The following is a 23,220-nucleotide window of genomic DNA, read 5'->3' on the forward strand; positions in this document are numbered from 1 at the left end:
ATTCATTTTTATTTTAAATGATTAATATGAAAAATATAGAAATTATAAATAGTACTGATGATAATATAATAGATTCTATTTTTTTAATATCTTTAAAAAGTGAATACATACATATATCTAAAGATTGTATAAAACAATATATAAAAGATAAACATCATAAAGTAATCATAATAGAAAATGATAATAAAATAACAGGTTTTTTAATTTATTTTTTATTAAAGCCTGATATAGATATAATATTCATAGCATCATATCCTAATAATTTAGGATACGGTAAAAAATTATTATCTTATTTATTTTATGACGCTAAAAATAATAATATAAAAAGTATCAAATTAGATTTGCATGAACATAATATAAATGCTAAAAACTTTTATATAAAAAACGGATTTAAAGAAATAGCTGTAAGAAAAAAATATTATAATAATCAATTTGACGCTTTCATTATGGAAAAAGAAATAAATTATAACTAAATTAATAGAATTTTTTAAACGCTAATATGCAGAGTATGGCGAATATAATATTTGGCATCCAAGCAGAAATAAATGGATTCATATTTCCAGCTTCTCCCATAGATCTAAATATCATAAGTATAGAGTAGTACAGCAAAGCAACTATGATAACCATAACTAAACTAATAACCAAAACACTTTGAGTTGAAAATTTAGAAAATAGTGAAGCAAGCAATACAATAATAAAACCAGAAAAACAATATGATATTCTGTAATGCAAATCTGTCTCCAATTTTGAAGTATCCATATTAACTTCTTTCTGCAGTTTTATAATATGTGCTTCTTCGCTTATACTCATAGAATCTAAAGGAGGTCTTCCGTAAAAATGTTCAGGTCTTTCTAAAACTTCCAACGGATAATTATTAATTTCTTTTACATCAATTTCTTTATTATCTGTAAATGTTGTTAATATGCCGTTTTGTACATACCATTTTTTATCATTATCATTCCATTGTATATACGGGCTTGATATTCTGAATTTTATTCCGCCGTCTTCATTTATTTTTAGCACTATGGTATTGGTCATATACTGTTCTTTATAAAAATAAGTTTCTATAAAATATAAATAATTATCTCCTCCGAAAAGCTGCCAAGGACCGCTTTTTGATGCTTTTTGATTTCCACGCATTGCATCATTTGCATCAAAAGATACTTTATTTAAGGGAGCAGCTACAAATTCCCAAAAAAATACTAAAAATAAACATAATCCTATAACTATAATAAACATAGGCATAGAAAATTTAAATAAACTAATACCAGAATTTTCTACTGCAAGCATTTCTTTATTTTTTACAAAATTTCCTAATACATAAGTAGATGAAAACATTAAGGCTACAGGAAATATATAATATGCATTATGAGGAGCTCTTGCCAAATGGTAGGTAATAAAATAATTAATTAATTCGGGATGCTCTGTATAAAAAGATAGTCTGGTACTTAAATCTGCTATTGTAACTAATACTACAAATAAAAATAAAGAGCCGAAGAAAAAAGATAAGAATTCTTTTAATAAATAAGCATTCAGTTTTTTCATTAACTTATATCTATACCATATTCCTCATTAAGATAATTTAATTCTTCGCTGATAGCAGTATGAAGTTCTTTTATTTTCTCAAGCAAAGCAGAAGGTTTTGACTTGCTGCTTTTACCAGAACCAAATATTTTGCTTATTTTTCTTTTAGCCTGAATTAAAGTCTGTGCCTTTACATTAGGGTCTGGTATAAATTTAGAGGCGTCCATTCCAAGTAATGCTCCCATATAAAGCATACCTTCATATCCAAAATTATTATCTATATCAGGTCCGAATGACTTTAATTTTTCAAAATTTTCTTTTCCGTTTTGCATACAGTCTATAGAAGAAGAATATAATTCGCTGGCTTTATACTGAAAAAAAGGAATAAGCCTTTCATAATTTTCATCAGGATATGCCTTTGCCAAATCTTCTAAAGTCCAGCTTAATCTCAAAGCACATAAAGCCTTTTTTAAAGTAGGGGCAGTATCTTTTCCATGATAAAGATAACCGTCTAATGCTAAAAAATAACTAGCTGCTCCTTCCAAAAGAGTTCTGCTTCTAGTAAAATCTATATCATTTCCAAAAAAATCTGCTGTATACTTACTTCTATATTCTGCGGTATTTAAAGCTTCTTCTGCTCTCCTATTATCTATTAAATTAAAATCTTCCTGAAAAGCTGCATACAAGCAATTAGGACATACAACTACTACATATATTAAAGGATAAACTGTTCCGTATTTTTTACTTTTTTCATAAGTTCTTCTTAAATCATTTCTTAACTTACCTGCTATTAATCTTCCTCCGCCTGTAAGAAGCATTTCATGATAAAAATCATTCTTGCATACTGGGCAGGTTCTTGGGTTTTTCTCCATAAAAGATACTTTTAATTGTTCATCGCTCATAAAAAATCCTATTATATACTTATTTTTATAAACACTTATAATATAAAAATGTTAAATCAATTATCGGTTTATTTTAGTTTTTCAATATCACTTATATTGAGTTTAGTAATTCTTAATTCATCAAATATATTATTATAATACAAAATATAAAAATAAGGATATTGTGCCGATTTTAATCTTATACTGCCGCTGCTTGTTCCCAAAACAGATAAATCTATTATTCTATTATCTGTAAATAAATATTTATTTCCATTCTCTTTAGTATATAAAACCATAGTTTGTGCAGCATAATCCAAATCTGAATCCATTGAAATTATATTTTCATTTTCTGAAACTATTATGCCGTTTGTAAATACTCCGTCATAGAATCTTGTATAATTAATAGTTTTATTATCATCTTTTTTAAGGTATATTATATTAAATCTATTATGCTCTTCATAATTGACGCAATAAATACTTGAATTAGTTACTATAGCTTTATCATCAAAAAATTTAAATGCTGTATTAGTCTTTCTTGAACCATAAAGTATATTCCCTGTTTCATATTCATGCAGATAAAGAGCATATCCGTCTTTTTCAGCAACAGGATAAACGCTGTCAACTATTTTATTTGTATAAATAAAATCGGAAAAAAAATTATCCCTATAAAATCTTGATACAGATAATATGCCTCTGTTATCTATAAAAAATAGAGTAGGATAATCGAATGCAGACATTACCAATTTTAAATCTAAAATTTTTCTATTTTGACTTAAATCCATAGCATAATTATTAAAAGTACCTGAATTATTATTGGCATATAATATTTTATTTGCTTTACTATATGATACATGAATATTTCTATTATTAAGTGCTATAGTAATTAAATTCCCAAGCTCTCTATTATTATCTAATATAATTCTATTGAATTTTCCATCCTTTCCTGTAACATATACAGCAGTATTAAGCAAATTATCATAATATGAAAAATGCACATTATTCATATTATCTATAAATAATCCGCTTATATAAGGTTCATCTCTAAGTGAAGCTATAGACCAAGTATCAAGAGTTTCAAAGCTGCTCATTCTAATATAATGCCTTGTAATAGGAGGGGCATCTTTTATAATTTCTTTTTGATACTGTGCATTAAGCTTATATATATTAATATTATTATAGAAACTATATATTAATATTATTATAAAAGCAGTAAATACACTATTTCTTTTTAGATTTTTTAACATCTTCTATTTTTACAACAGATTCAGCACCTTCTTCTTTAGGTCTTATAAATCTGCATTTTATTATATTTCCTTTTTTATCAAGCAATGCTTTTATATGGGAATAATAAAATATACAATGTTCTATATATGCATTATCATCAACTATAGAACCGTATAAATAACTTACACCTTTAATAAGCACATTAGAGCCGATATTAACAGGGTGATTATCGCTTCCTGTAATATTAACTCCTCTCTCTATAGCTGTATTTTTGCCTATATAAACATTTCCTTTAATCTGATTTCCTGAGTATATTTTTACATTATCTTCTAATACAAGCTTCTGATTTTCTAAACAAGAGAGAAGTACATTATCATCAATATATGCATTTTCTCCAAGATATACATTACCTTCTATCTTTGCTCCGTGAGATATTGTAACTCCGTAATTAAGAGTAACTCCCTTTCCAATATAAGCACCTTTGCCGATATATATATCAAGAGGCTTCTCATCTTTATCTATCTCAAGTATCTGTTCTACTACACTGTAATCTATAAAAAAATCTTCTCCGTCATATATTGTAATTATATTTTTAAGTTTATTATATACATTAGATCTGGCTATAGATTCCATTTCTTTAAGAACTGTTTTATCATTAAATCCCAAAACTACTCTGCTGTCTTTAGGCATATAAGTAGATATTGATAAATTATTATTAATAAAAATTTCTATCAAATCAGTCAGATAAAGTTCATTTTGTGCATTATTAGACTCCAATTTTTCTATAAGCTCTTCTAAAGGCTTCATTTTAAATCCGTATATGCCGGCTACATATTCATTAAAATTATCCAAAAGCTCATCTTTTTCATAAGAAAATTTTTCATCTTTATATACTTTATAAAGCTTGTCATCTTCCTTCATAGCAAGTATATCTTTATATTCAATAACTCCTATAACATTACCCTGAGAGCCCTGCCTATATTTGCTTTTTTGTCCGTCATAAGTTAATCCTCTGGCTCTTAATATTCTTCCGTAATAGTTGCCGCCTTTAGGACCGTCATACATAGCAGTCATAACTATCATATCAGTTTTTGATTTTAAGAATTCCTGATGAAACTCTTTCATAGTATCAGAATCTATAAGTCCCATATCAGCATATATTACATAGCAGTATTTTATATTTTTTAAATCGCTTTTATCAAGACCTATTTTTACAGCATGCCCCGTACCCCTTTGTTCTTTTTGATATGCAAAATTTGTACTAGACTGCTTTCCTACAGCATTAGCAACATCAAGTGCCTTTATTCCTACCACTATGGTAATATTACTTTTAAGTATTCCGTTTCTGACAGCAAGTCTAACTCTTTCTATACTAGGAACTCCCCATATAGTATGAAGCATCTTAGATGTAGAACTTTTTATTCTTTTACCATGACCTGCAGCTAATATTATCACTAAAGTATCATTCTTTGAAAATTTTGATGATAATGAAGCAAGAGCATTCTCAATTTCAACAGCATTTTTTTCCATAGGAACTCCCAATTATAATATTTTATTTTTTATTTTGTTTATTTGTATATATTTGTTCAAATACAGGTTTTCTTATGTTTAAAGCTTTGGAATAAAAATCTGATGTAATAGTATTTGTTTTTGGTATATTATTATATAATTCTTTTTTATCTAGCTCTTTTTTATCTAATTCTTCTTTATCTATTTTTTCTTTTGCCTTTAAAATATCTTCTAAACTATTTTTTTTATAATTATTTGGAAGGAATGTATTTTTACTGTCTAATTCTAATTTATCATTTTTATTATCATTAAAAGCATCATCTTCTTTAAGCCATTTTCTCAAAACTTTAACTACAGATTCAGATAATTTACTCAATTTTTGCTTGGCTCTGACATTTCCGCCTAAATTTGAATCTTCTCTCATTATGAATTTATATAACTGCATAGCTTTTATTATATTTTTTTTTTCAAAATTATAATAATCTGCTATTTTTTCTATACCTCCGTAATAAGAGGCTGTAAGATAGCATCTGTAAGCACCTTCTATATCTTTTTGATTGAAAAGTTCATTGCCTTTTCTTACTAATGCACTTCTTGTAGAATCTTTTATTTCCATATTCTTATTATATACCTATATATAAAAACTTCAAGACTAATTTAATAAATATATTATGTTAAATTAGTTTTTATTCTATAAATGCAGTTTCATTTCTCTTATCATACTGCTTGCAAGAATTATAGACAATAAAAAAGTTAAAAAATCAGCAAAAGGCTGTGCTGCCGCTATACCATTAATATAAAATATTTTAGAAAAAATAAATATTATCGGTATAAAAAATATTCCCTGTTTTGCTAATGCTAAAATTGATGCTCTTATAGTTTTTCTGGCAGTTTGAAGCATCATACTTGATATTACAATAATTCCCCATAATGGAATAGTTAATGCCTGATATTTTAAAGCTTTAATTGAAACATCAATTAATACTGAATCTTCATCATTAAATAAATATACTATTGCTTCGGAGTTTATAAATATTATTGAGGCAGATATTAATAATGCAATTGCTGAAACTTTAATGCAGAAATAAAATGCCTTTATAACCCTATCATATTTTTTTGCTCCGTAATTAAATCCGCATACAGGCTGAAATCCCTGTCCGAAACCTACAACTGCAGAATTAGTAAACATAGAAACTCTATTTACTATAGACATAGCGGCTACTACAGAATCGCCGAATGATGCAGATATGATATTTAGAAATGCAGTTGAAAAGCTAGATATACCCTGTCTAAATAGACTTGGAAGCCCGCCTATTATTATAGATTTATATTTTTGTATGCTTGGAGAAAAATTATTTAATTTTATAGGCAATGTGCCCCATACATTAGTACCTATAAGAAGTATTAAAAAGCCCGCAAACTGACTTATTATAGTTGATATTGCTGCTCCTTTTATTCCCATAGAAAAATAAAATATAAAAATAGGGTCTAATATTATATTAAGCAATGCTCCTGTTGTTAAGCCTATCATAGCAAATAATGCATTTCCCTGAAGTCTCAATTGATTGTTAAGCACTAAAGAGGCTGTCATATACGGAGCACCTATTAATATATATTTCATATAAATTATAGAGTAGGGCAATATTGTTTCTGTAGAACCAAGCATAATAGCTAAAGGCTTAATAAAAATCAATCCTAATACTAATATTACAAATCCTGCTATCATAGCTGATAAAAATCCTGTAGCAGCCATTTTTGATGCTTTATCTATTTCTCTAGCACCAAGTTTAATAGATATATAATTTCCTGAGCCATGTCCGAAGAAAAATCCTATAGCCTGTATTATCGACATCATAGGAAATACTATTCCTACTGCTGCTGTTGATTGTGTATTTATTTTACTTACAAAAAAAGTATCAGCCATATTATAAAAAGATGTTGTAAGCATACTTATTATAGTTGGTATAGCCATTTTTATAACTAGGATTTCTATATTTGATTCTGTCAATTGCTTAAATTTTTTATTCTGCCTTTCAGTTTCTTTTTTTATATCATAATCAGAAATCATAATTTCCATTATAATATTTTTTTATATAAATTCAATATCATTTTTTAATTGACTTGTTTAGGAGTATGAGTTTTTGGACATTTTTTAATATAAAAAAAGCAGTATCCTTGTTATAATATTTTTGAATAGAAAACAAATAAAGGATACTACTATGAAAAAAGATTATAGCACAGAGTTTAAATTATTTATAGTCCAAGGAGCATTAAAAACTAAAAATATTAAAATATTATTAAAAAAATATTCTATAGCCAAATCTACTTTTTATACTTGGCTTAAGAAATATAAAAATACTGGAACTGTTATTAATCTTAGCACTAGACCAAAAACTTCCACAAATATCTTTGATAATCAAAAAGCTATTAATTTAATTATTAAACTCTATACTGAAGAATATCGAGGAAAACATTATATTAAAGAATATTTAAATCGTGAAGGAATTAAAATAGGTGTTACTGCTGTTGAGAATGTGCTAAAAAGAAGTAATCTCTGGAGATATAAAATAAAAAAGAAAAAGAAGCGATATGATAAAATTAAATTTGTCTCTAAAATAGAAAAAGAGGGAAAAATAGTTCAAATAGACACTAAATATATCAAATTAGGGAGAAAAACAGTTTATCAATTTACTGCTGTTGATTTAGCTACACGTTATAGTTGGAGGCAAATCTATGAAGATAAAACACCTTCTAGTGCTTTATCTTTCTTGAAATATGTCTTAAAAACTTCACCTTTTAAGATACAATCCGTACAAACAGATAATGGATTGGAATATACTTATCGATGTATTAATACTTCTAAAATGAATATTTTTGATGAATATTGTTTGAAAAATAAATTACAACGAAGATATATTCCTATCGCTACTCCAAGATACAATGGTGTAGTAGAGAGAGTACATGGTATAGATGAAAAGGAATTTTATTCGAGATTAAATAAAAATATAACTGTAGAATTATTAAGAGAAAAATTAAAAGAATATACACATTTTTATAATAACCAAAGATTGATTTCTTCTCTAGGATATATTACTATCAAAGATAGAATCAAAAATATTATGGAAAGGAAAAGTACAATATCTATGGCTCCATGACAATTTTTTAATTGACTTTTTTTATTTTTTTAGTAGGATATTAACATAATATTTAGGATACTATTTTTTAATATGGATAATTATGTAGAAAATTTTATAAAAAAATTAGAAGATAAGGATAAATATACTTTTACCTTAGAAATATCGCCTCAGGCTAAATATGATTTAGGATACATAGAAGAAAAAATTAATGCTTCAGGAATATCTGATTATGCAGACAGTTTTGTCATAACAGATTCGCCGTCTGCAAACTTAAAAATATCATCAATACTAGCAGCATTGCAGTTAAAACAAAGGCTAAATAATAATAAACCATTCATTATAACACAAACTATGAGAGATAAAAACTCAATAGCTTTGCAAAATGATTTAATAGGTGCAAATTATTTTGATATAAGAATGATACTTGCAGTTACAGGAGATGCTGTATCTAAAGGAAATCAAAAACAAGCTAAAGCAGTATTTGAAGGAAGCTCTGAATTATTAGTAAATATAATAAGAAATTTAAACAAAGGAAAAAGTTTAGGGGAGTTTGCTTTTAAAGAAAAATTAAAGCCTATATATCCTTTTTGCGTAATAAACAGCTATGCTAAAGATAATGACAGTTTGAAAGTAAGGCTTGCTAAAAAAGCAAATTCAGGAGTAAAAGCAATATTTACCCAGCCTATATATGAATCTGAGAGATTAGAGTTTTTATTAGAATGTATTGATGAACTTCCATTAAAAGAAAAGCCTATATTAGTGGCAGGATTTTTTCCTATATTTACTTATAAAACAGCATACTTTATATATTATAAACTTCAGGGGGCTTATATACCTGAAACTTGGCTTAATAAATTAAAAAAAGCAAGCGATAAATCTCCTGAAGAAGAAAAAAAAACTGCATTAGAATTATCAGTTAATTTATTTAATGATATGATAAAGATTCATAAAAAAATGCATATAATGAGTATGAATAATTATGACTTTGTCGTTGATTTATTAAAAAATATTTGATAATTTATTTAAATTGAATCTATATTATGCGGGGTTATTATTATAGGATTCGGATTTTTATTAAAAAAAGCACCAAAATCAGAAAATCCTCCTATTGTCAGTATCATATTTTTTCCAAGTGATAAAAGATATAAATCAAAATATACTTGATCTTCATTTCCTGTCACTTCTTCATAATCAATAGATATATTTAATTTATTTATTATATTATTTCTTACCCAATTCATATCATTTGAAATAAAGAAAAATTTAGGTTTTTTATCTTTTAATTTAATCATCATTTTATCTATGGATTTAAATAAATATTTTTTGTATAAATTATCATCATTATTAAAGACTGCATATCCGCCATGAAGCTTTACATCACCTCTCCTTATATGAATTGTCACAGAAGCATCAGTTTCAGCTATTTTTTTATATATATCTAAATTCTTATCTTTTAATCTATGAAATAAATGCTTATCTAAATCAAGTTTTTCTTTAATAATATCCATATCGCATTTCAGCATTGGCGGATACCAATCAATATATAGATTTTTTCTTGTATTTAAAATTTCAGTAAAATAAGGTACAGATACATCATCATCGCATCTAAATGTGAATAATCTTCTATATATTTCAATTTCATCTTTTGAAGCTATTTCAATATTTAAATCTGGAAAACAATTAGCCAAATCAAAAATTCTTTTCTCTTTGTTGTAAGCATCTTTTCCATTTATATGCCAGCTTATATCATATTTTACAGTTACATCATTATAATTTTGTTTGATTGCTTCGCCAAGTATATATCTCCATAATTGACCTGCAAAACCATCACATGACCACATTATAAATACACGTTTATTTTTATTTTCTATTAAATTACTTTTATCTGTTAGATATTCAACTTTATACATTGTATTGATAATATCATCTAAAATATTTCTAAATCCATCTCTTATATTTTTAATTGGTATTAACCAAGCTATTTTTTTGTTTACTAAATCTCTGTAATTTTTATATAACATAATATGTACCTCTAATTACTGTTATGTTTTCATACAATACTATATATTTTGAATTTTGTCAAAAATTATTTTATATTAATACATCTAATAATATACTTATAACGATAAAAATAAAATATAAAAAATAATTTGATTTATATAAAATTAAAAATTTTATTTAAAATATTTAATATATTTTAAATACTATAATAATAATTTAAATAACTTATATATTTTCTAAATATATCATTTTTTAGTTATATACTTAGCCATTATAATTTTTATTATATAATATGTACTAATTATAGTTAACATAACAGTAATTATAGGAATAACAAATCTTATTTTACTATTAGCTTTATAAAATATTAATCAGCAAAATAATAAGCATCTTCGCAGAATGACACTATAGCACAGGTGCTGATTTCAGGATTTATCATATAGCTTTCTGTAAGAGTGATATTAAACTCTTCAGGCTTCAGTTTATCAAATATTATTTTATTGCCGTACATATTTGAAAGTGCCTTATAACCAAAAGAATACCTGCATCCTATATGTTTTCTTTTTCCATTATTTTTTAAATTAAGTAAATTATCCATATAAGTTTGAAGTATGTCGGCATAATTTTCTATAATATGCGTTCCTAGTGCATTATAAAAATAATAATCTTTATAATCATCATTATCGTATAAGCCTTTCAAAAAATTATGAAACTTTTCTCCAAGACTTACAAGAGTAAAACCAATAGTATCTTTTTCCTTATCAAAAAAATCAGCTATAGAATTATAAGGTTCTTTTTCCATACGCTCTAAAGGTATTTCTATTTTTTTATTATTTAATTCATCAGAATCATATATATATAATTTATCATTCTCTGTGATAGTTTCATAAAATCCGTAAATCATTATAGGCTCAATCAAGTTATTTTCTATAATATTATTTTTCATCTCTTCATATTTAGGCTCTACTTTTGTTTTAATCATTTCATTATATTTGTTCATATCCTGATTCTTAGCAGAATAACCGAATCCTGCTCTAAAAAGTCTTACTTTATTTATCATATCAAAAGCTTCTTTTTCTATATGCTTATTAAACTCAAAAACTTTTCTTCCATAGAATGGAGGTTCATTAATATAATGCTGATGATTTTTATGATTTATTTCTGCCATTTAAATTCCTTATATTATTATGTTCGCCTTCGCCTTATAATAAGCTAGTGAGTAAACTCACTAGCTGGATTCGGCTCGCTTTTTTTTAAATTATTTATTATTATTGCTAATAAAAATTGTTCGTCGCTCTGCGTGCCTTTGGCAATGCTCGCCGACGAAGTCCACTACAGTGTTGACAGGCGTCGCTTTAACTACATCGATAATAAATTATCGATGTACTTCGGCTCACTTTTTTAATTGTTGTTATGCCGCCTACTTGGTCGCCTCGTCTAATAGTTCCGAAGCAATTTCATTACTTGGAGACTCGGCTTATTATATCTATAATAAACTATCAAGACCAACTAACTATCTGTATTTTTTATTATTATTTTTCTTTATCTCTGTCTGCTATTATTTCTTTTATAGCCAAAATATCATCAAATCCGTCTTTGCAGTAAAATATTTTAGCACTATCTCCATAAACTTTCCTGCAGTCATTTTCTACAAACTCTTTTGTAAGTGCAGCCCCTCCGAGAAGTATAGGTATTTTTAATCCTTTATCTTTAATATATGCCAGATTATCTTTCATAACTTCTGTGGATTTTACTAAAAGACCTGACATCCCTATGCAGTCAGCATTATGCTCCTGATATGCCTCTAAAAACTTTTCTATAGATACTTTAGTACCGATATTAACTGTTTCAAATCCATTATTTTTTATAATAATTTCTACCAAATTTTTACCAACATCATGCACATCGCCTGCAACAGTACCAAGTATAATTTTAGCAGTTTTTTCCTGTTTCTTCTTTTCTAAAAACTCAGATAAAAAATCAACGCTTTTTTTCATCACTTCAGCAGAACCCAAAACAAATGGAAGCTGTATAGTTCCTTCTCCAAATTTCACGCCTATATCAGCCATTGTAGGAAGCAGTATTTCATCAATTATAGTTTGTGCAAATTTCTTTTCTCCGCCGAACTCTTCACTGCTTTTCTTTACTTCATTAAGTAAAGTCTCCATATCTTTCCACTCGCCGTCAAGCATAGCCTCTCTTATAGCTTCTCTTATAGGTTTCTTAATGTTTTCTTTATTATCTGAATCTAATTCCTTCTTTTCTTTTTTATCAGAGAAATGGTTTATATAATTTATTAAAGGTTCTTTGGTATTATTTTTATTATATATTAATTCTTTCGCTAATTTTATTTCTTTTTCATCTATCTTTGAAATAGGAAGTATTTGAGCTACATTGACAATTGCAGCGGTAAGTCCGTAATTAACGGCTTCGTACAAAAATACTGAATTCATTATTTTTCTAGCCTCTTCTTTAAGCCCGAAAGATATATTCGATACCCCCAAACTTATTGAACTTTCAGGATATTTTTTTGACAATTCTTTTATAGCATTTAAAGTTTCAATGCCTGCTGAAAAACTATTTTCATCTCCGCTTGCAAGTGTAAATGTAAGAGGATCAAATATTATATCATGAGGAAGTATTTTATGAACATTAACAGCACGATTATACATTCTTTCAGCCATTCTTAATTTATCTTCACAAGTTAAAGCCATTGATTTTTCATCTATTGTAAGAAGCATTATAGAAGCACCGTATCTTTTTGCTAATGAACATATAGCATCAAATTTTTCCTCGCCTTGCTCCATATTGGCAGAATTTATTATTGATTTGCCTCCATATACTTTTAATGCCGCCTCTATAACATTTGGTTTTATTGCATCAATCACCAAAGGCAAAGAAATCTGCTTTACATAAGCAGAAATAATTTTTGTAATATCTTCTGTTTCATCTCTTCCAGCCCAAGCAGCATTAACATCTATTGCATGACTTCCAGCCTTTACCTGCTTTATTCCAATATCAAGCATACCATCCATATCATCAGCTATCATAAGCTCTCTGAATATTTTGCTTCCTGTAGCATTGCTTCTTTCACCAATCATTAAAGGAGCAGGTTTTTGTTTTATACTAACTGTATTAAACAAACTTGCTATATAAGGCATCGGTTTTTCTAATGCTGTTTTTTTTGGTTTTATTCCTTTTGCTTTATCAGATAATGCCTTTATATGAATAGGAGTAGTACCGCAGCAGCCGCCTATAAATGCAAGTCCTTCTAAATTAAAAAAACTGCTGTTAATATCTGCAAATTCTTCTGCAGTCATACTATAATATGCTTTTCCGCCTCTGTTTTCAGGAAGTCCAGCATTACTATGTATTGATATAGGAAGAGATGATATTTGTGATAGTTTTTTTATATGACGCATAGCCATATCAGGACCGGTTCCGCAGTTCATACCTATAGAAAATATATCCAAATTTGAAAGTATTGTATATGCAGTTTCTATATCTGTACCCAAAAGCATAGTACCTTCTTTTTCTATAGTTACAGAAACCATTATTGGAATTTCTTTATTTAATTTTTTAGCTGCATCATTAACTGCTAATACTGCTGATTTTAACTGCAGAACATCCTGAGATGTTTCTAAAAGAATTATATCAGCTCCTGCATCTATTAAACCTTTAGCAGCTTCAGTATATCCTTCATACATTTCATCAAAAGTAATTTGTCCTAAACTCGGAAGTTTTACACCCGGTCCCAAACTGCCTGCAATAAAAATGTCTCTATTTAAATCTCCTTTTGAATTAGGATTTTTTAAATATTCTTCTCTTGCTTCATTAGCTATTAATGCTGCTGCTTTTGCAAGTTCATAAGTTTTATCTGCAATATTATATTCGCTTAAAACCCAAGGTATAGCTCCGAAACTATTTGTTTTTATTATATTGGCATTGGCATTAAGATAATCTATATGTATTTCTTTCATTATATTAGGGGCAGTTATATTGAGTATCTCATTACAGCCTTCTATATTATTTCCATTTATAATCCAAGATTCTTTTTTGATTTCTTTATTTTGAAGTTCTGTACCTGTTGCACCGTCTATTATTAAATACTGTTTTTTTATAAGTTCTTTTAATCTTTCTTTTGTACAATACATTATTTATATCCAATTCTATAATTATAAACATTCTAATATAAATTTGAAATATAACAAGTATTAAAATATAATGATATGTATTTTAAATTATATTATACTTAATTTTATCTAAGCATTCTAAATATCATAAAAGTATATGGTAGTATTTAATGCATAAGCAGATTATAAATTTTATAAAAAGTTTGTAATATTATTAAAATTATGTTAGTATATTCTATATAATAATTTAAGGCATTTTAATGAATAAAAACCAGCCTTTTTTTTCTTTGATTATACCTATATATAATACTGAAAAATATTTAAGAAGATGTTTAGACAGTGTTGTTAATCAAACATTCAAAGATATAGAAATAATAATAGTAAATGACTGCTCGCCTCAAAATTGCGATGAAATAGTTTCTGAATATAATGATGAAAGAATAATTTATATAAAGCATAATATTAATAAAGGGTTATTTTTAGCTAGAAAAACAGGTAATATAAAAGCATCTGGAAAATATATTATTTATATAGATTCTGATGATGAAGCTGATATTAATATGTGCTATGAAGTATATGAAGAATATAAAAAAAAAGAAGCTGATATTATACATTTTAATATAAAAGCTATTTTAGATAAAAATATAAATATTGCAAAAAAAGAAAAACAAAAAATGATAATGAAAGTAGAATGGTATTTATCTGCAAACCGCAGTTTAATTAATGAAAAATATTTACTAAATGAAATAGCAGAGGAAAAAATACCTCATAATATGTGTGCTAAAGCTTATAAATCTAATATAATCAAAAAAATTACTGAATATATGCCCGATATAAGGCTTATGAATGCAGAGGATATGCTGCAGTCATTGATGATTTGTTATTTTGCTTCATCTTATTCATCTATAAATAAACAGCTATATTATTATTATATAAGTATTGGAGAAAGCAATAAAAATACTTCAAATTTAAATTTTGATTCTTATAACTATTTATGCGAATGTTCAAAAACTGCCTGTGATGAATTTTTAAAATTTCTAAAAAAACAAGATGATGAAATATTATATGGATTTTACTACTATACTATTTACTATAATCAGTATAGATTTTTAAAAGAAAAGATAGTTAATGATGAAAATAAAAATGAATATATAAAAATTTTAGAAAATAATTTTGATTTAAATATTATTAATAAATATTTAAAAATAAAAGAATATGATGAACTTGAAAAAAATAAATATAAAAAAATTATAAATAAACTTACACCTTACTTTTTTTCTATAATAATATATGAATATTATATAAATATAAAATTATTTGGAATAAAAATAAATTTGAAAAATAATAAATGCTTTAAAGAACCTGTAATTATTTCATTTAATTCATTATTAAAAAATATATTTTCTATTAATACAGATGATAAAGAAAACAAATATATAAAAATATTATTTATAAAAATAAAATTAAAATAATTAAATATTATAATAAAGTTTTTTACATAAAAACTTATATTTTGTTATAATTATTATATTTTTAGGAGTAGTATTATAAATAAAGAGAGTAAAAAATGAAAGCTATTTTTTCAACATTATTATGTACCTTATTAATTTTTGTTTCATGCAGTAATTCAAATAATATTGCAGAAATCAAACCATTACAGCTTAGTGAAAATGAAGAAGCTAATAACTATGAAGTTGTTTATTTAAAAGCTGATACAGGTGAATATATCAATTCTGAAATAGCCCAAAATGAAAATGGGAATTTTGGAATAATATATTATAGAGATACAAATCAAAATTTAAACATATTCAATGTTACAAGAGCAGGGGAGCTTGATGAAGGAAATATTTCAGCTGTTTCTTATGATAATAAAACTTTAGAAGGAAATTTCCCAAGCATTGCTTATCCGTTTATTGCTAAAATAGACGGTAAAGAAATGACTTTCAAAGCGGCAAAAACTCCTATAACTGGTGCTAGAATAATTGAGTATATTTATTCAAATGTTTCTCCTAAAACTGATGATGAAAAATCTTTCCAATTTAAAACCGCAGTATTTGCTTTAAATAATGACAGTAAATCTGCTGTCATAAATAAAATTAATTTGGATATAAATAAAGACTTTGGAATTACTGATACAAGTATTTTCAATGATTTGACAAAATTATTAACAGCCCAAAGCTTAATAAGCAATAAAATGACTCCTATATATGATGAATGGGTACAGTCCGATTATATTTCATATATAGAAGACTATTCTTCTCAATTCGGCATAGACTATTTAAGCGAAAAGATAGTTTCTATAAATAAATTTGTTTATGAATATACAGGCGGTGCACATGGAAATTATGCTACAATAAACAGCGTATACTCATTAGAAACAGGAAATAAATTAAAAATAGAAGATTTAATAACAGATTTAAAAAATGCTGACTTGATTAATTTAGTAAAAGATAAATTAATAAAAATAGAAGGCAGAGATGCTAATTCATATTTCGGATTAGATGAGATTTCATTAGAAGATAATAATTTCTATTTGACATCAAAAGGTTTAGTATTTACTTGGGGAATATACGAAATCGGACCTTATTCAATAGGCGAGACTAGAGTATTAATTCCAATAGAAGAAATTAAGCCTTATTTAAAAGACGAATACAAAACTATATTTGAATAATAAAAACATTAACTATAAAGTTTATAAGAGGGTAATTATTAATTTAATTATCCTCTATATTTTTTCATTCAAAAATTAAATTTACTTTTTCAATATAGTTTTTTTTAAAACTAAATTAATAAATATCTAAAGTATTTTCAGAATTGTTATAATTCAAAATACAAGTTTTTTGAGAATATTCAGCAAGATACAAAAAGGAAACATTATAAATTAAATATACTTCCAAGTATATCCTTTTTTCATCTCTAAAATCTCTTCAACAGTACCTTTTGCAATTATCTCTCCTCCGTTAATTCCGCCCTCTAATCCTAAATCAATTATATAATCAGCAGATTTTATAACATCGGGATTATGCTCTATTATTATAACGCTATGTCCTTTTTCTACTAATTTATTTAAAGCTATGAGAAGTTTATTAACATCATCAAAATGAAGCCCTGTAGTAGGTTCGTCCAATATATAAACTATATGCTCATCGCCTTGTTTCTTTGATAATTCTGATGCAAGTTTTAAACGCTGTAATTCTCCGCCTGAAAAAGTGTCAAGCCTTTGAGAAAGTTTTATATAGCCAAGCCCGACTTCGCTCATTATAGAAAGTGTTTTTATGATTGATTTATCAAAGTCAAAAAACTCTATTGCCTCATCAACTGTCAATTCTAGTACCTCAGATATGTTTAAAGATTTGAATCTTACAGATAAAGTTTCATCATTATATCTTTTACCTCCGCAAGCCTCGCAAACAATTTCCATATCGGATAAAAAGTGCATAGCAATCTTTCTTATGCCTTTGCCGTCACAGATACTGCATCTTCCTTCTTTGCCGTTATATGAGAATCTTCCTGAAGAAAATGCTTTTGCTTTAGCTGCAGGAGTCTTTGCAAATATATTTCTTATTTTATCAAATACTTTGCTGTAGCTTACTAATGTACTTCTAATAGAGCCTACTATTGAAATCTGATCAACTAATATAGAGTCTGAAACAATGCTTGGTATTTCAACGCTTTCAAATTTTGAATATTGATTGATTCTTCGTTTTTTTAGGGCAGGGTAGAGAGTATCTATTATTAATGAAGATTTACCGCTTCCAGAAACTCCTGTAACAACTACTATCTTTTTTAATGGTATATCAGCATCAATATTTTTCAAATTATTTGTTGAAACATTTTTTAATTTTATGCATTCAGTTTCTTCATTTCTTACAGCAGTTTTTTCAAATACTTTTTTTCTTTCGCTTAAATAATTTCCTGTAATAGAATTATCATCTTTCAATATATCATCATATTTGCCTTGAAAAATTACTTCTCCTCCAAAACTACCGGCAAAAGGACCCATATCTATAATATTATCAGCTGCTTTCATTGTGTCCCTATCATGTTCTACTATTACAAGAGTATTTTTCAAATCTCTTAATTCTTTCAATGTATCAAGCAGATGATCTGTATCTCTCGGATGAAGCCCTACAGTAGGCTCATCTAATACATAAAGCACGCCTGTAAGTTTAGAACCCAGCTGACTTGCAAGTCTTATTCTCTGTGCTTCTCCGCCTGAAAGAGTAGAGTATTTTCTGTTTAAAAATAAATATCCAAGTCCTACTTTATCCAAAAAACTCAATCTTGTTCTTATCTCTTTTACTGCCTCTTTTGATATAGTATTTTCTCTTTCACTTAAAAGATTAGGAAGTTCATTAAAAAAATAAGCAGCTTCTTCAACTGTCATTGCACATACTTGGCTTATATTTTTATTTTGTATAGTGTAAGACCTTATTATTTCATTTAATCTCTCTCCATTACAAAAACTGCATTCCTCATCAATAAAAAACTTGCCGAAAGATTTATCTTTCCACTCTGAATAATCATCGCTTGTAATATCATTATTAGAATGCATTGCCGTAATAACATTTCCTACAGAATAATCGCTTCCAAAGAAAAAAGCATCTATAACCTTTTTATCAAGCTCATTAAAAGGAGTTTCATATAAATCTTTTTTAGCTATAGAATTTCTTTTTAAAAACTTTAATAATGGATATGCATAATGTTCTGCATAATATTTTCCTTGAGAAGAAAACATATTATTAAGAGAAGTATCCAATGCACCATTTAATAATGGTTTTGTGCTGTCTTTTATTGCTAAATCTATACTAAATGCAGGCTTACTTCCAAGCCCCTTGCATTCCTCACAATATCCCCAATGCGAATTAAATGAAAAATGTCTCGGCGTAGCTTCAAAATCAAATAAAATACCATGAAGCAAGCAGGCAGGAAATTTCGTATGGAAACTTTCTTTTACTATTATTCCGTGCGAAGCTTTTATATGTACTACTCCGCTTGATAAATCCATAGCCCTTTCAATAGCATCTGCAATCCTCGCTCTTTTATCTTTGCCTGCAACTATTCTGTCAATTACTATGCCTACAGAATATATTTCTTCTTTTAATAAAGCATCAATATCTTTCTCTGTTATATCATCTATAATATAATCATTACTATTAATCTGCATTCTTACATATCCTGCTTCTCTTGTCTTTTCTATAATTTTTTTGATATTTTTAGCATCATCATCATTAAAAGTAAATCTATGATTAAATGAACTATGATATAAAGGAGAAATTATAACAAGTTTATACAAATCCATAGTATCAGTAATTTCAGAAGCAAGTATTGAAGGAGTTTCAGCTTTTAAAGTATCTTTATCAGAGCAATAAGGACAATGCGGTTTTGACACTCTTGCAAAAATAAGTCTGAAATAGTCATAAATCTCTGTAACAGTTGCAACAGTAGAACGCGGATTTCTTCCTACATTTTTTTGATCTATTGCGATGGCAGGAGCAAGCCCTTCTATCTTTTCTACATTAGCATCTTCAAATCTTCCTAAAAATCTTCTTGCATAAGTGGAAAGCGATTCAACAAATCTCCTCTGTCCCTCTTTAAATATAGTATCAAATGCAAGAGAAGTTTTTCCGCTTCCTGATACTCCTGTTATAACATTTATCTTATTTTTAGGAAGCGTTAAATTTATATTTTTAAGATTATGTTTATTAGCACCTTTTATTATTAATGAAGTATTTTCTTCTTTTTTTGTTTCTTCTATTTTTAGAGCTTCTTTTTTATTTTTTGAAGGCTTTAATATTTCTTTTAATTCTTTTGCCGTAAGAGATTCTTTTATTTTTATAATGTCTTCAGGCTTACCTTTAGCAACAACTCTGCCGCCTTTATCTCCGCTTAAAGGACCCATATCTATAATATAATCAGCACATTTAATAACATCTAAATTATGTTCTACAACTAAAACAGTATTTCCTTTCTCAGCAAGTCCGTCTAATGCTTTTAATAATTTTTTTATATCCTCAAAATGAAGCCCTGTAGTAGGCTCATCTAATATATATAAAGTGTTTCCTGTAGATATTTTATGCAGTTCGCTTGCTAATTTTATTCTTTGTGCTTCCCCTCCTGATAAAGTAGTTGATGGCTGCCCCAATTTTATATATCCAAGCCCTATATCCTCCATTATTTTTAATATTCTTGTGATTGAAGTTATACCATCAAAAAAATTAATAGCTTCAGATACGCTCATTTCAAGAATATCATATATAGTTTTATCTTTATATTTTACATCCAAAGTTTCTGCATTAAATCTTTTTCCTCCGCATTCCTCACAAGACACTAATACATTGGATAAAAACTGCATTTCTAATTCTATTACTCCTGCACCTTCGCATGTAGGACATCTTCCTGTTTTTACATTGAATGAAAATCTTCCCTTATCATATCCTCTCATTTTAGATAATTTAGTAGCTGCAAATAAATCTCTTATAGGGGATAAAACTTTTGTATATGTTGCCGGATTGCTTCTAGGCGTTCTTCCTATAGGGGACTGATCTACTTCTATAACTTTATCTATATTTTCAAGTCCTTCTATTTTTTTATGATTTCCTGCATTTAAAGTACTTCCGTAAAAATGATTATGTAATGCACGCATTAAAATATTTTCAACTAAAGTAGATTTACCGCTTCCTGAAAGTCCTGTAACAACAATAAATAAACCTAAAGGAAATTCAACATCTATATTTTTTAGATTAAATTGATTAGCTCCTACTACTTTTAAAAATTTTCCGTTTCCTTCTCTTCTTTGTTTTGGTATTTCTATATCATCATCGCCGCGTAAATATTTGGCTGTATATGATCTGTCCGACTTCAAAAAGTCTTCATAATCTCCTATACCTACTATATTGCCTCCATTTATACCTGCATCAGGTCCTATATCTATTAAAAAGTCAGACTCCTCCATAGTTTCTTTATCATGCTCTACAACTATTACAGTATTATTTTTATCTCTTAATGCTTTTAATGACTCTATTAGTTTTTTATTATCTGATTGATGCAGACCTATAGAAGGTTCATCAAGTACATAAAGCACGCCCTCAAGCCCGCTTCCAATCTGAGATGCTAGTCTTATTCTCTGAGATTCGCCTCCTGAAAGAGTAGGTGAGGAACGCTCTATAGTCAAATAAGTTAATCCTACTTTTACCAAAAATGTTAATCTATAAATGATTTCTTTTATTATAGGGCTTCCTATTACTTCTTCATTAGGCTTTAATTTTAATTTTATGAAATAATTATATAAGTCTTCTATAGTCATTGAAGAAAAATCTGATATAGTTTTACCGTTAAATTTTACAGATAAAGCATCTTCATTTATTCGCTTGCCCTTACATTTAGGACATTCAGCTTCATCCATAAAATTAGCATAATAACTATTTTTATAGGTTTCATAATCATATTTTAATCTGTCCAAAATTCCGGGAACTCTCTCTACAACATCTTTACTATGATACCAAAATTTTTTTTTCCATTTAACTTCTTTATCGGTACCATATAATAAATACTTCTTTTCTGTTTTAGTTAAATCTTTCCAAGCCTTTTTTAAATCTATTTTATAAGTCTTTGCAATTATCTCTAGTTCATCAATACCATATTCAGCATCAAAGCCTATATGATTATCTACAAAACAAGATAAAGCCCCATCATAAACATTTAAATTTTCATCTCTTACAATATGCTTTTCAGTAAATATATGCTCAACTCCAAGTCCTCCGCAAACTGTACAAGCTCCGATAGGATTATTAAATGAAAATAAATTAGGCTCAATATCTGCAATGGAATGCCCGCAATTAGCACATGATCTTTCAGTTGTGTATAATTTATAATATTTATCTATTTCAAACTGCTTACTCATTTTGATTTTTTTCTTTTTTGTTTTAGTATTTTCTTCAGTTTGTGCTTCTGATGATTCTTCACTATTTTCATGTTCTTCATAAAATGCTGCTAAACCTTTTGTTATTCTTATGGCTCTTTCTATATCATCAGTGATTCTTGATAAATATTTATTTTCAACTTTTATTCTGTCTATAACTATTTCTAAAGTATGCTTCTCATATCTTTTAAGTTCAGGTATTTCATCTTCATCAAATTTATAAACTATATTGTCAATTCTTATTCTAGGATATCCTGCTAATTTTACTTCCTCTATTTCTTTCCTATACTCTCCCTTTCTATCTCTTACAATAGGAGCAAGAACTAAAATTCTTTTTTCATTAAACTCTCTTAAAACACTTTGTGCGATTTGATCTTCGCTTTGCTTTGAAATTTTATGTCCGCATTTAGAACAGTAAGGCACTCCAAGTCTTGCAAAAAGAAGCCTGAAAAAGTCATAAATCTCTGTAACAGTGCCTACGGTAGAGCGAGGATTCTTATTTACGCTTTTTTGATCTATAGAAATAGTAGGGGATAATCCTTCAATATGTTCTACATCAGCCTTAGCCATAACCCCTAAAAACTGCCTTGCATAAGCAGATAATGATTCTAAATATCTTCTCTGTCCCTCTTTAAAAATAGTATCGAAAGCAAGAGAACTTTTACCGCTTCCTGATACTCCTGTTAAAGTAGTTAGAGTTTTATGCGGTATAGAAAGCGATATATTTTTAAGATTATGTTCTTTAGCACCTTTTATTTCTATAGAATTATTAGCCATTCATTTATCCTTATAAAAAAGTTAAACAATTATATCATAAAAAAAGAGTTTGTACATAGAAAGTATTTAATAAAAATATTTAAATATGTTCATTAGAATTCATACAAAAAAAT

15 protein-coding genes are annotated in these 23,220 nt (G+C 27.2%); 5 read left to right on the top strand and 10 right to left on the bottom strand.

From position 1 onward, the window contains the following. Nucleotides 1–26: 26 nt before the first annotated feature. Nucleotides 27–473, top strand: a complete 447-nt coding sequence (locus QZ288_RS01175; protein WP_295154076.1) for a GNAT family N-acetyltransferase — start codon at nucleotides 27–29, stop codon at nucleotides 471–473. Between the two features lies 1 nt (nucleotide 474). Here the strand turns inward: QZ288_RS01175 and QZ288_RS01180 are convergent, their stop codons facing one another. From QZ288_RS01180 to QZ288_RS01205, 6 genes are all read right to left on the bottom strand, one after another. Next, nucleotides 475–1,545 (bottom strand): LptF/LptG family permease, encoded by a 1,071-nt coding sequence (locus QZ288_RS01180; RefSeq protein ID WP_295154078.1) that lies wholly within the window; start codon nucleotides 1,543–1,545, stop codon nucleotides 475–477. After that, complete coding sequence (locus tag QZ288_RS01185) at nucleotides 1,545–2,426, bottom strand: DUF2225 domain-containing protein (RefSeq protein WP_295154080.1); 882 nt, start codon at nucleotides 2,424–2,426, stop codon at nucleotides 1,545–1,547. Before QZ288_RS01185 ends, QZ288_RS01180 begins: the two co-directional genes overlap by 1 nt. 68 nt (nucleotides 2,427–2,494) lie before the next feature. Then, nucleotides 2,495–3,649 (bottom strand): hypothetical protein, encoded by a 1,155-nt coding sequence (locus QZ288_RS01190; RefSeq protein WP_295154082.1) that lies wholly within the window; start codon nucleotides 3,647–3,649, stop codon nucleotides 2,495–2,497. Next, the gene (locus QZ288_RS01195; RefSeq protein WP_295154084.1) at nucleotides 3,624–5,159 is read right to left on the bottom strand and encodes an NTP transferase domain-containing protein; all 1,536 of its coding nucleotides are present in this window, start codon (nucleotides 5,157–5,159) and stop codon (nucleotides 3,624–3,626) included. The genes QZ288_RS01190 and QZ288_RS01195 overlap by 26 nt, the downstream gene beginning before the upstream one ends. Nucleotides 5,160–5,181: 22 nt before the next feature. Continuing rightward, complete coding sequence (locus QZ288_RS01200; RefSeq protein ID WP_295154086.1) at nucleotides 5,182–5,754, bottom strand: hypothetical protein; 573 nt, start codon at nucleotides 5,752–5,754, stop codon at nucleotides 5,182–5,184. 75 nt (nucleotides 5,755–5,829) lie between these two features. After that, a complete protein-coding gene (locus QZ288_RS01205; RefSeq protein ID WP_295154087.1) occupies nucleotides 5,830–7,206 on the bottom strand; it encodes an MATE family efflux transporter in 1,377 nt (458 codons plus the stop codon). A 151-nt stretch (nucleotides 7,207–7,357) separates the two neighbouring features. Between QZ288_RS01205 and QZ288_RS01210 the strand changes: the two genes are divergently transcribed. Both QZ288_RS01210 and QZ288_RS01215 read left to right on the top strand, forming a co-directional pair. Further along, nucleotides 7,358–8,293: a DDE-type integrase/transposase/recombinase gene (locus QZ288_RS01210; protein WP_295154089.1), complete on the top strand. Its 936-nt coding sequence runs from the start codon at nucleotides 7,358–7,360 to the stop codon at nucleotides 8,291–8,293. Nucleotides 8,294–8,365: 72 nt separating this feature from the next. Then, nucleotides 8,366–9,289: a methylenetetrahydrofolate reductase gene (locus QZ288_RS01215; protein WP_295154091.1), complete on the top strand. Its 924-nt coding sequence runs from the start codon at nucleotides 8,366–8,368 to the stop codon at nucleotides 9,287–9,289. 8 nt (nucleotides 9,290–9,297) lie between these two features. Here the strand turns inward: QZ288_RS01215 and QZ288_RS01220 are convergent, their stop codons facing one another. The 3 genes from QZ288_RS01220 to QZ288_RS01230 form a co-directional block, all read right to left on the bottom strand. Further along, complete coding sequence (locus QZ288_RS01220; RefSeq protein WP_295154093.1) at nucleotides 9,298–10,296, bottom strand: alpha-1,2-fucosyltransferase; 999 nt, start codon at nucleotides 10,294–10,296, stop codon at nucleotides 9,298–9,300. A gap of 347 nt (nucleotides 10,297–10,643) precedes the next feature. Then, nucleotides 10,644–11,444 (bottom strand): vitamin B12 dependent-methionine synthase activation domain-containing protein, encoded by an 801-nt coding sequence (locus tag QZ288_RS01225; RefSeq protein ID WP_295154094.1) that lies wholly within the window; start codon nucleotides 11,442–11,444, stop codon nucleotides 10,644–10,646. A 364-nt stretch (nucleotides 11,445–11,808) separates the two neighbouring features. After that, nucleotides 11,809–14,430 carry a homocysteine S-methyltransferase family protein gene (locus QZ288_RS01230; RefSeq protein ID WP_295154096.1) on the bottom strand — a complete coding sequence of 874 codons (2,622 nt, stop codon included), beginning with the start codon at nucleotides 14,428–14,430 and terminating at the stop codon, nucleotides 11,809–11,811. Nucleotides 14,431–14,669: 239 nt separating this feature from the next. Between QZ288_RS01230 and QZ288_RS01235 the strand changes: the two genes are divergently transcribed. Further along, nucleotides 14,670–15,881, top strand: a complete 1,212-nt coding sequence (locus tag QZ288_RS01235) for a glycosyltransferase family 2 protein (RefSeq protein WP_295154098.1) — start codon at nucleotides 14,670–14,672, stop codon at nucleotides 15,879–15,881. Between the two features lie 95 nt (nucleotides 15,882–15,976). Continuing rightward, nucleotides 15,977–17,080, top strand: a complete 1,104-nt coding sequence (locus QZ288_RS01240) for a DUF3298 and DUF4163 domain-containing protein (RefSeq protein WP_295154100.1) — start codon at nucleotides 15,977–15,979, stop codon at nucleotides 17,078–17,080. A 210-nt stretch (nucleotides 17,081–17,290) separates the two neighbouring features. Here QZ288_RS01240 and uvrA read toward each other — a convergent pair whose 3' ends face one another. Beyond that, nucleotides 17,291–23,107 carry an excinuclease ABC subunit UvrA gene (gene uvrA, locus QZ288_RS01245; RefSeq protein ID WP_295154102.1) on the bottom strand — a complete coding sequence of 1,939 codons (5,817 nt, stop codon included), beginning with the start codon at nucleotides 23,105–23,107 and terminating at the stop codon, nucleotides 17,291–17,293. Nucleotides 23,108–23,220: the final 113 nt, after the last annotated feature.

This window comes from uncultured Brachyspira sp. (assembly GCF_910578695.1).
Classification (GTDB): domain Bacteria; phylum Spirochaetota; class Brachyspiria; order Brachyspirales; family Brachyspiraceae; genus Brachyspira.

Bases quoted from the DNA above. Each gene is read 5' to 3' on its own strand.
- QZ288_RS01175 (WP_295154076.1), top strand. From the start codon at position 27: ATGAAAAATATAGAAATTATAAATAGTACTGATGATAATATAATAGAT.
- QZ288_RS01180 (WP_295154078.1), bottom strand. From the start codon at position 1,545: ATGAAAAAACTGAATGCTTATTTATTAAAAGAATTCTTATCTTTTTTC.
- QZ288_RS01185 (WP_295154080.1), bottom strand. From the start codon at position 2,426: ATGAGCGATGAACAATTAAAAGTATCTTTTATGGAGAAAAACCCAAGA.
- QZ288_RS01190 (WP_295154082.1), bottom strand. From the start codon at position 3,649: ATGTTAAAAAATCTAAAAAGAAATAGTGTATTTACTGCTTTTATAATA.
- QZ288_RS01195 (WP_295154084.1), bottom strand. From the start codon at position 5,159: ATGGAAAAAAATGCTGTTGAAATTGAGAATGCTCTTGCTTCATTATCA.
- QZ288_RS01200 (WP_295154086.1), bottom strand. From the start codon at position 5,754: ATGGAAATAAAAGATTCTACAAGAAGTGCATTAGTAAGAAAAGGCAAT.
- QZ288_RS01205 (WP_295154087.1), bottom strand. From the start codon at position 7,206: ATGATTTCTGATTATGATATAAAAAAAGAAACTGAAAGGCAGAATAAA.
- QZ288_RS01210 (WP_295154089.1), top strand. From the start codon at position 7,358: ATGAAAAAAGATTATAGCACAGAGTTTAAATTATTTATAGTCCAAGGA.
- QZ288_RS01215 (WP_295154091.1), top strand. From the start codon at position 8,366: ATGGATAATTATGTAGAAAATTTTATAAAAAAATTAGAAGATAAGGAT.
- QZ288_RS01220 (WP_295154093.1), bottom strand. From the start codon at position 10,296: ATGTTATATAAAAATTACAGAGATTTAGTAAACAAAAAAATAGCTTGG.
- QZ288_RS01225 (WP_295154094.1), bottom strand. From the start codon at position 11,444: ATGGCAGAAATAAATCATAAAAATCATCAGCATTATATTAATGAACCT.
- QZ288_RS01230 (WP_295154096.1), bottom strand. From the start codon at position 14,430: ATGTATTGTACAAAAGAAAGATTAAAAGAACTTATAAAAAAACAGTAT.
- QZ288_RS01235 (WP_295154098.1), top strand. From the start codon at position 14,670: ATGAATAAAAACCAGCCTTTTTTTTCTTTGATTATACCTATATATAAT.
- QZ288_RS01240 (WP_295154100.1), top strand. From the start codon at position 15,977: ATGAAAGCTATTTTTTCAACATTATTATGTACCTTATTAATTTTTGTT.
- uvrA (WP_295154102.1), bottom strand. From the start codon at position 23,107: ATGGCTAATAATTCTATAGAAATAAAAGGTGCTAAAGAACATAATCTT.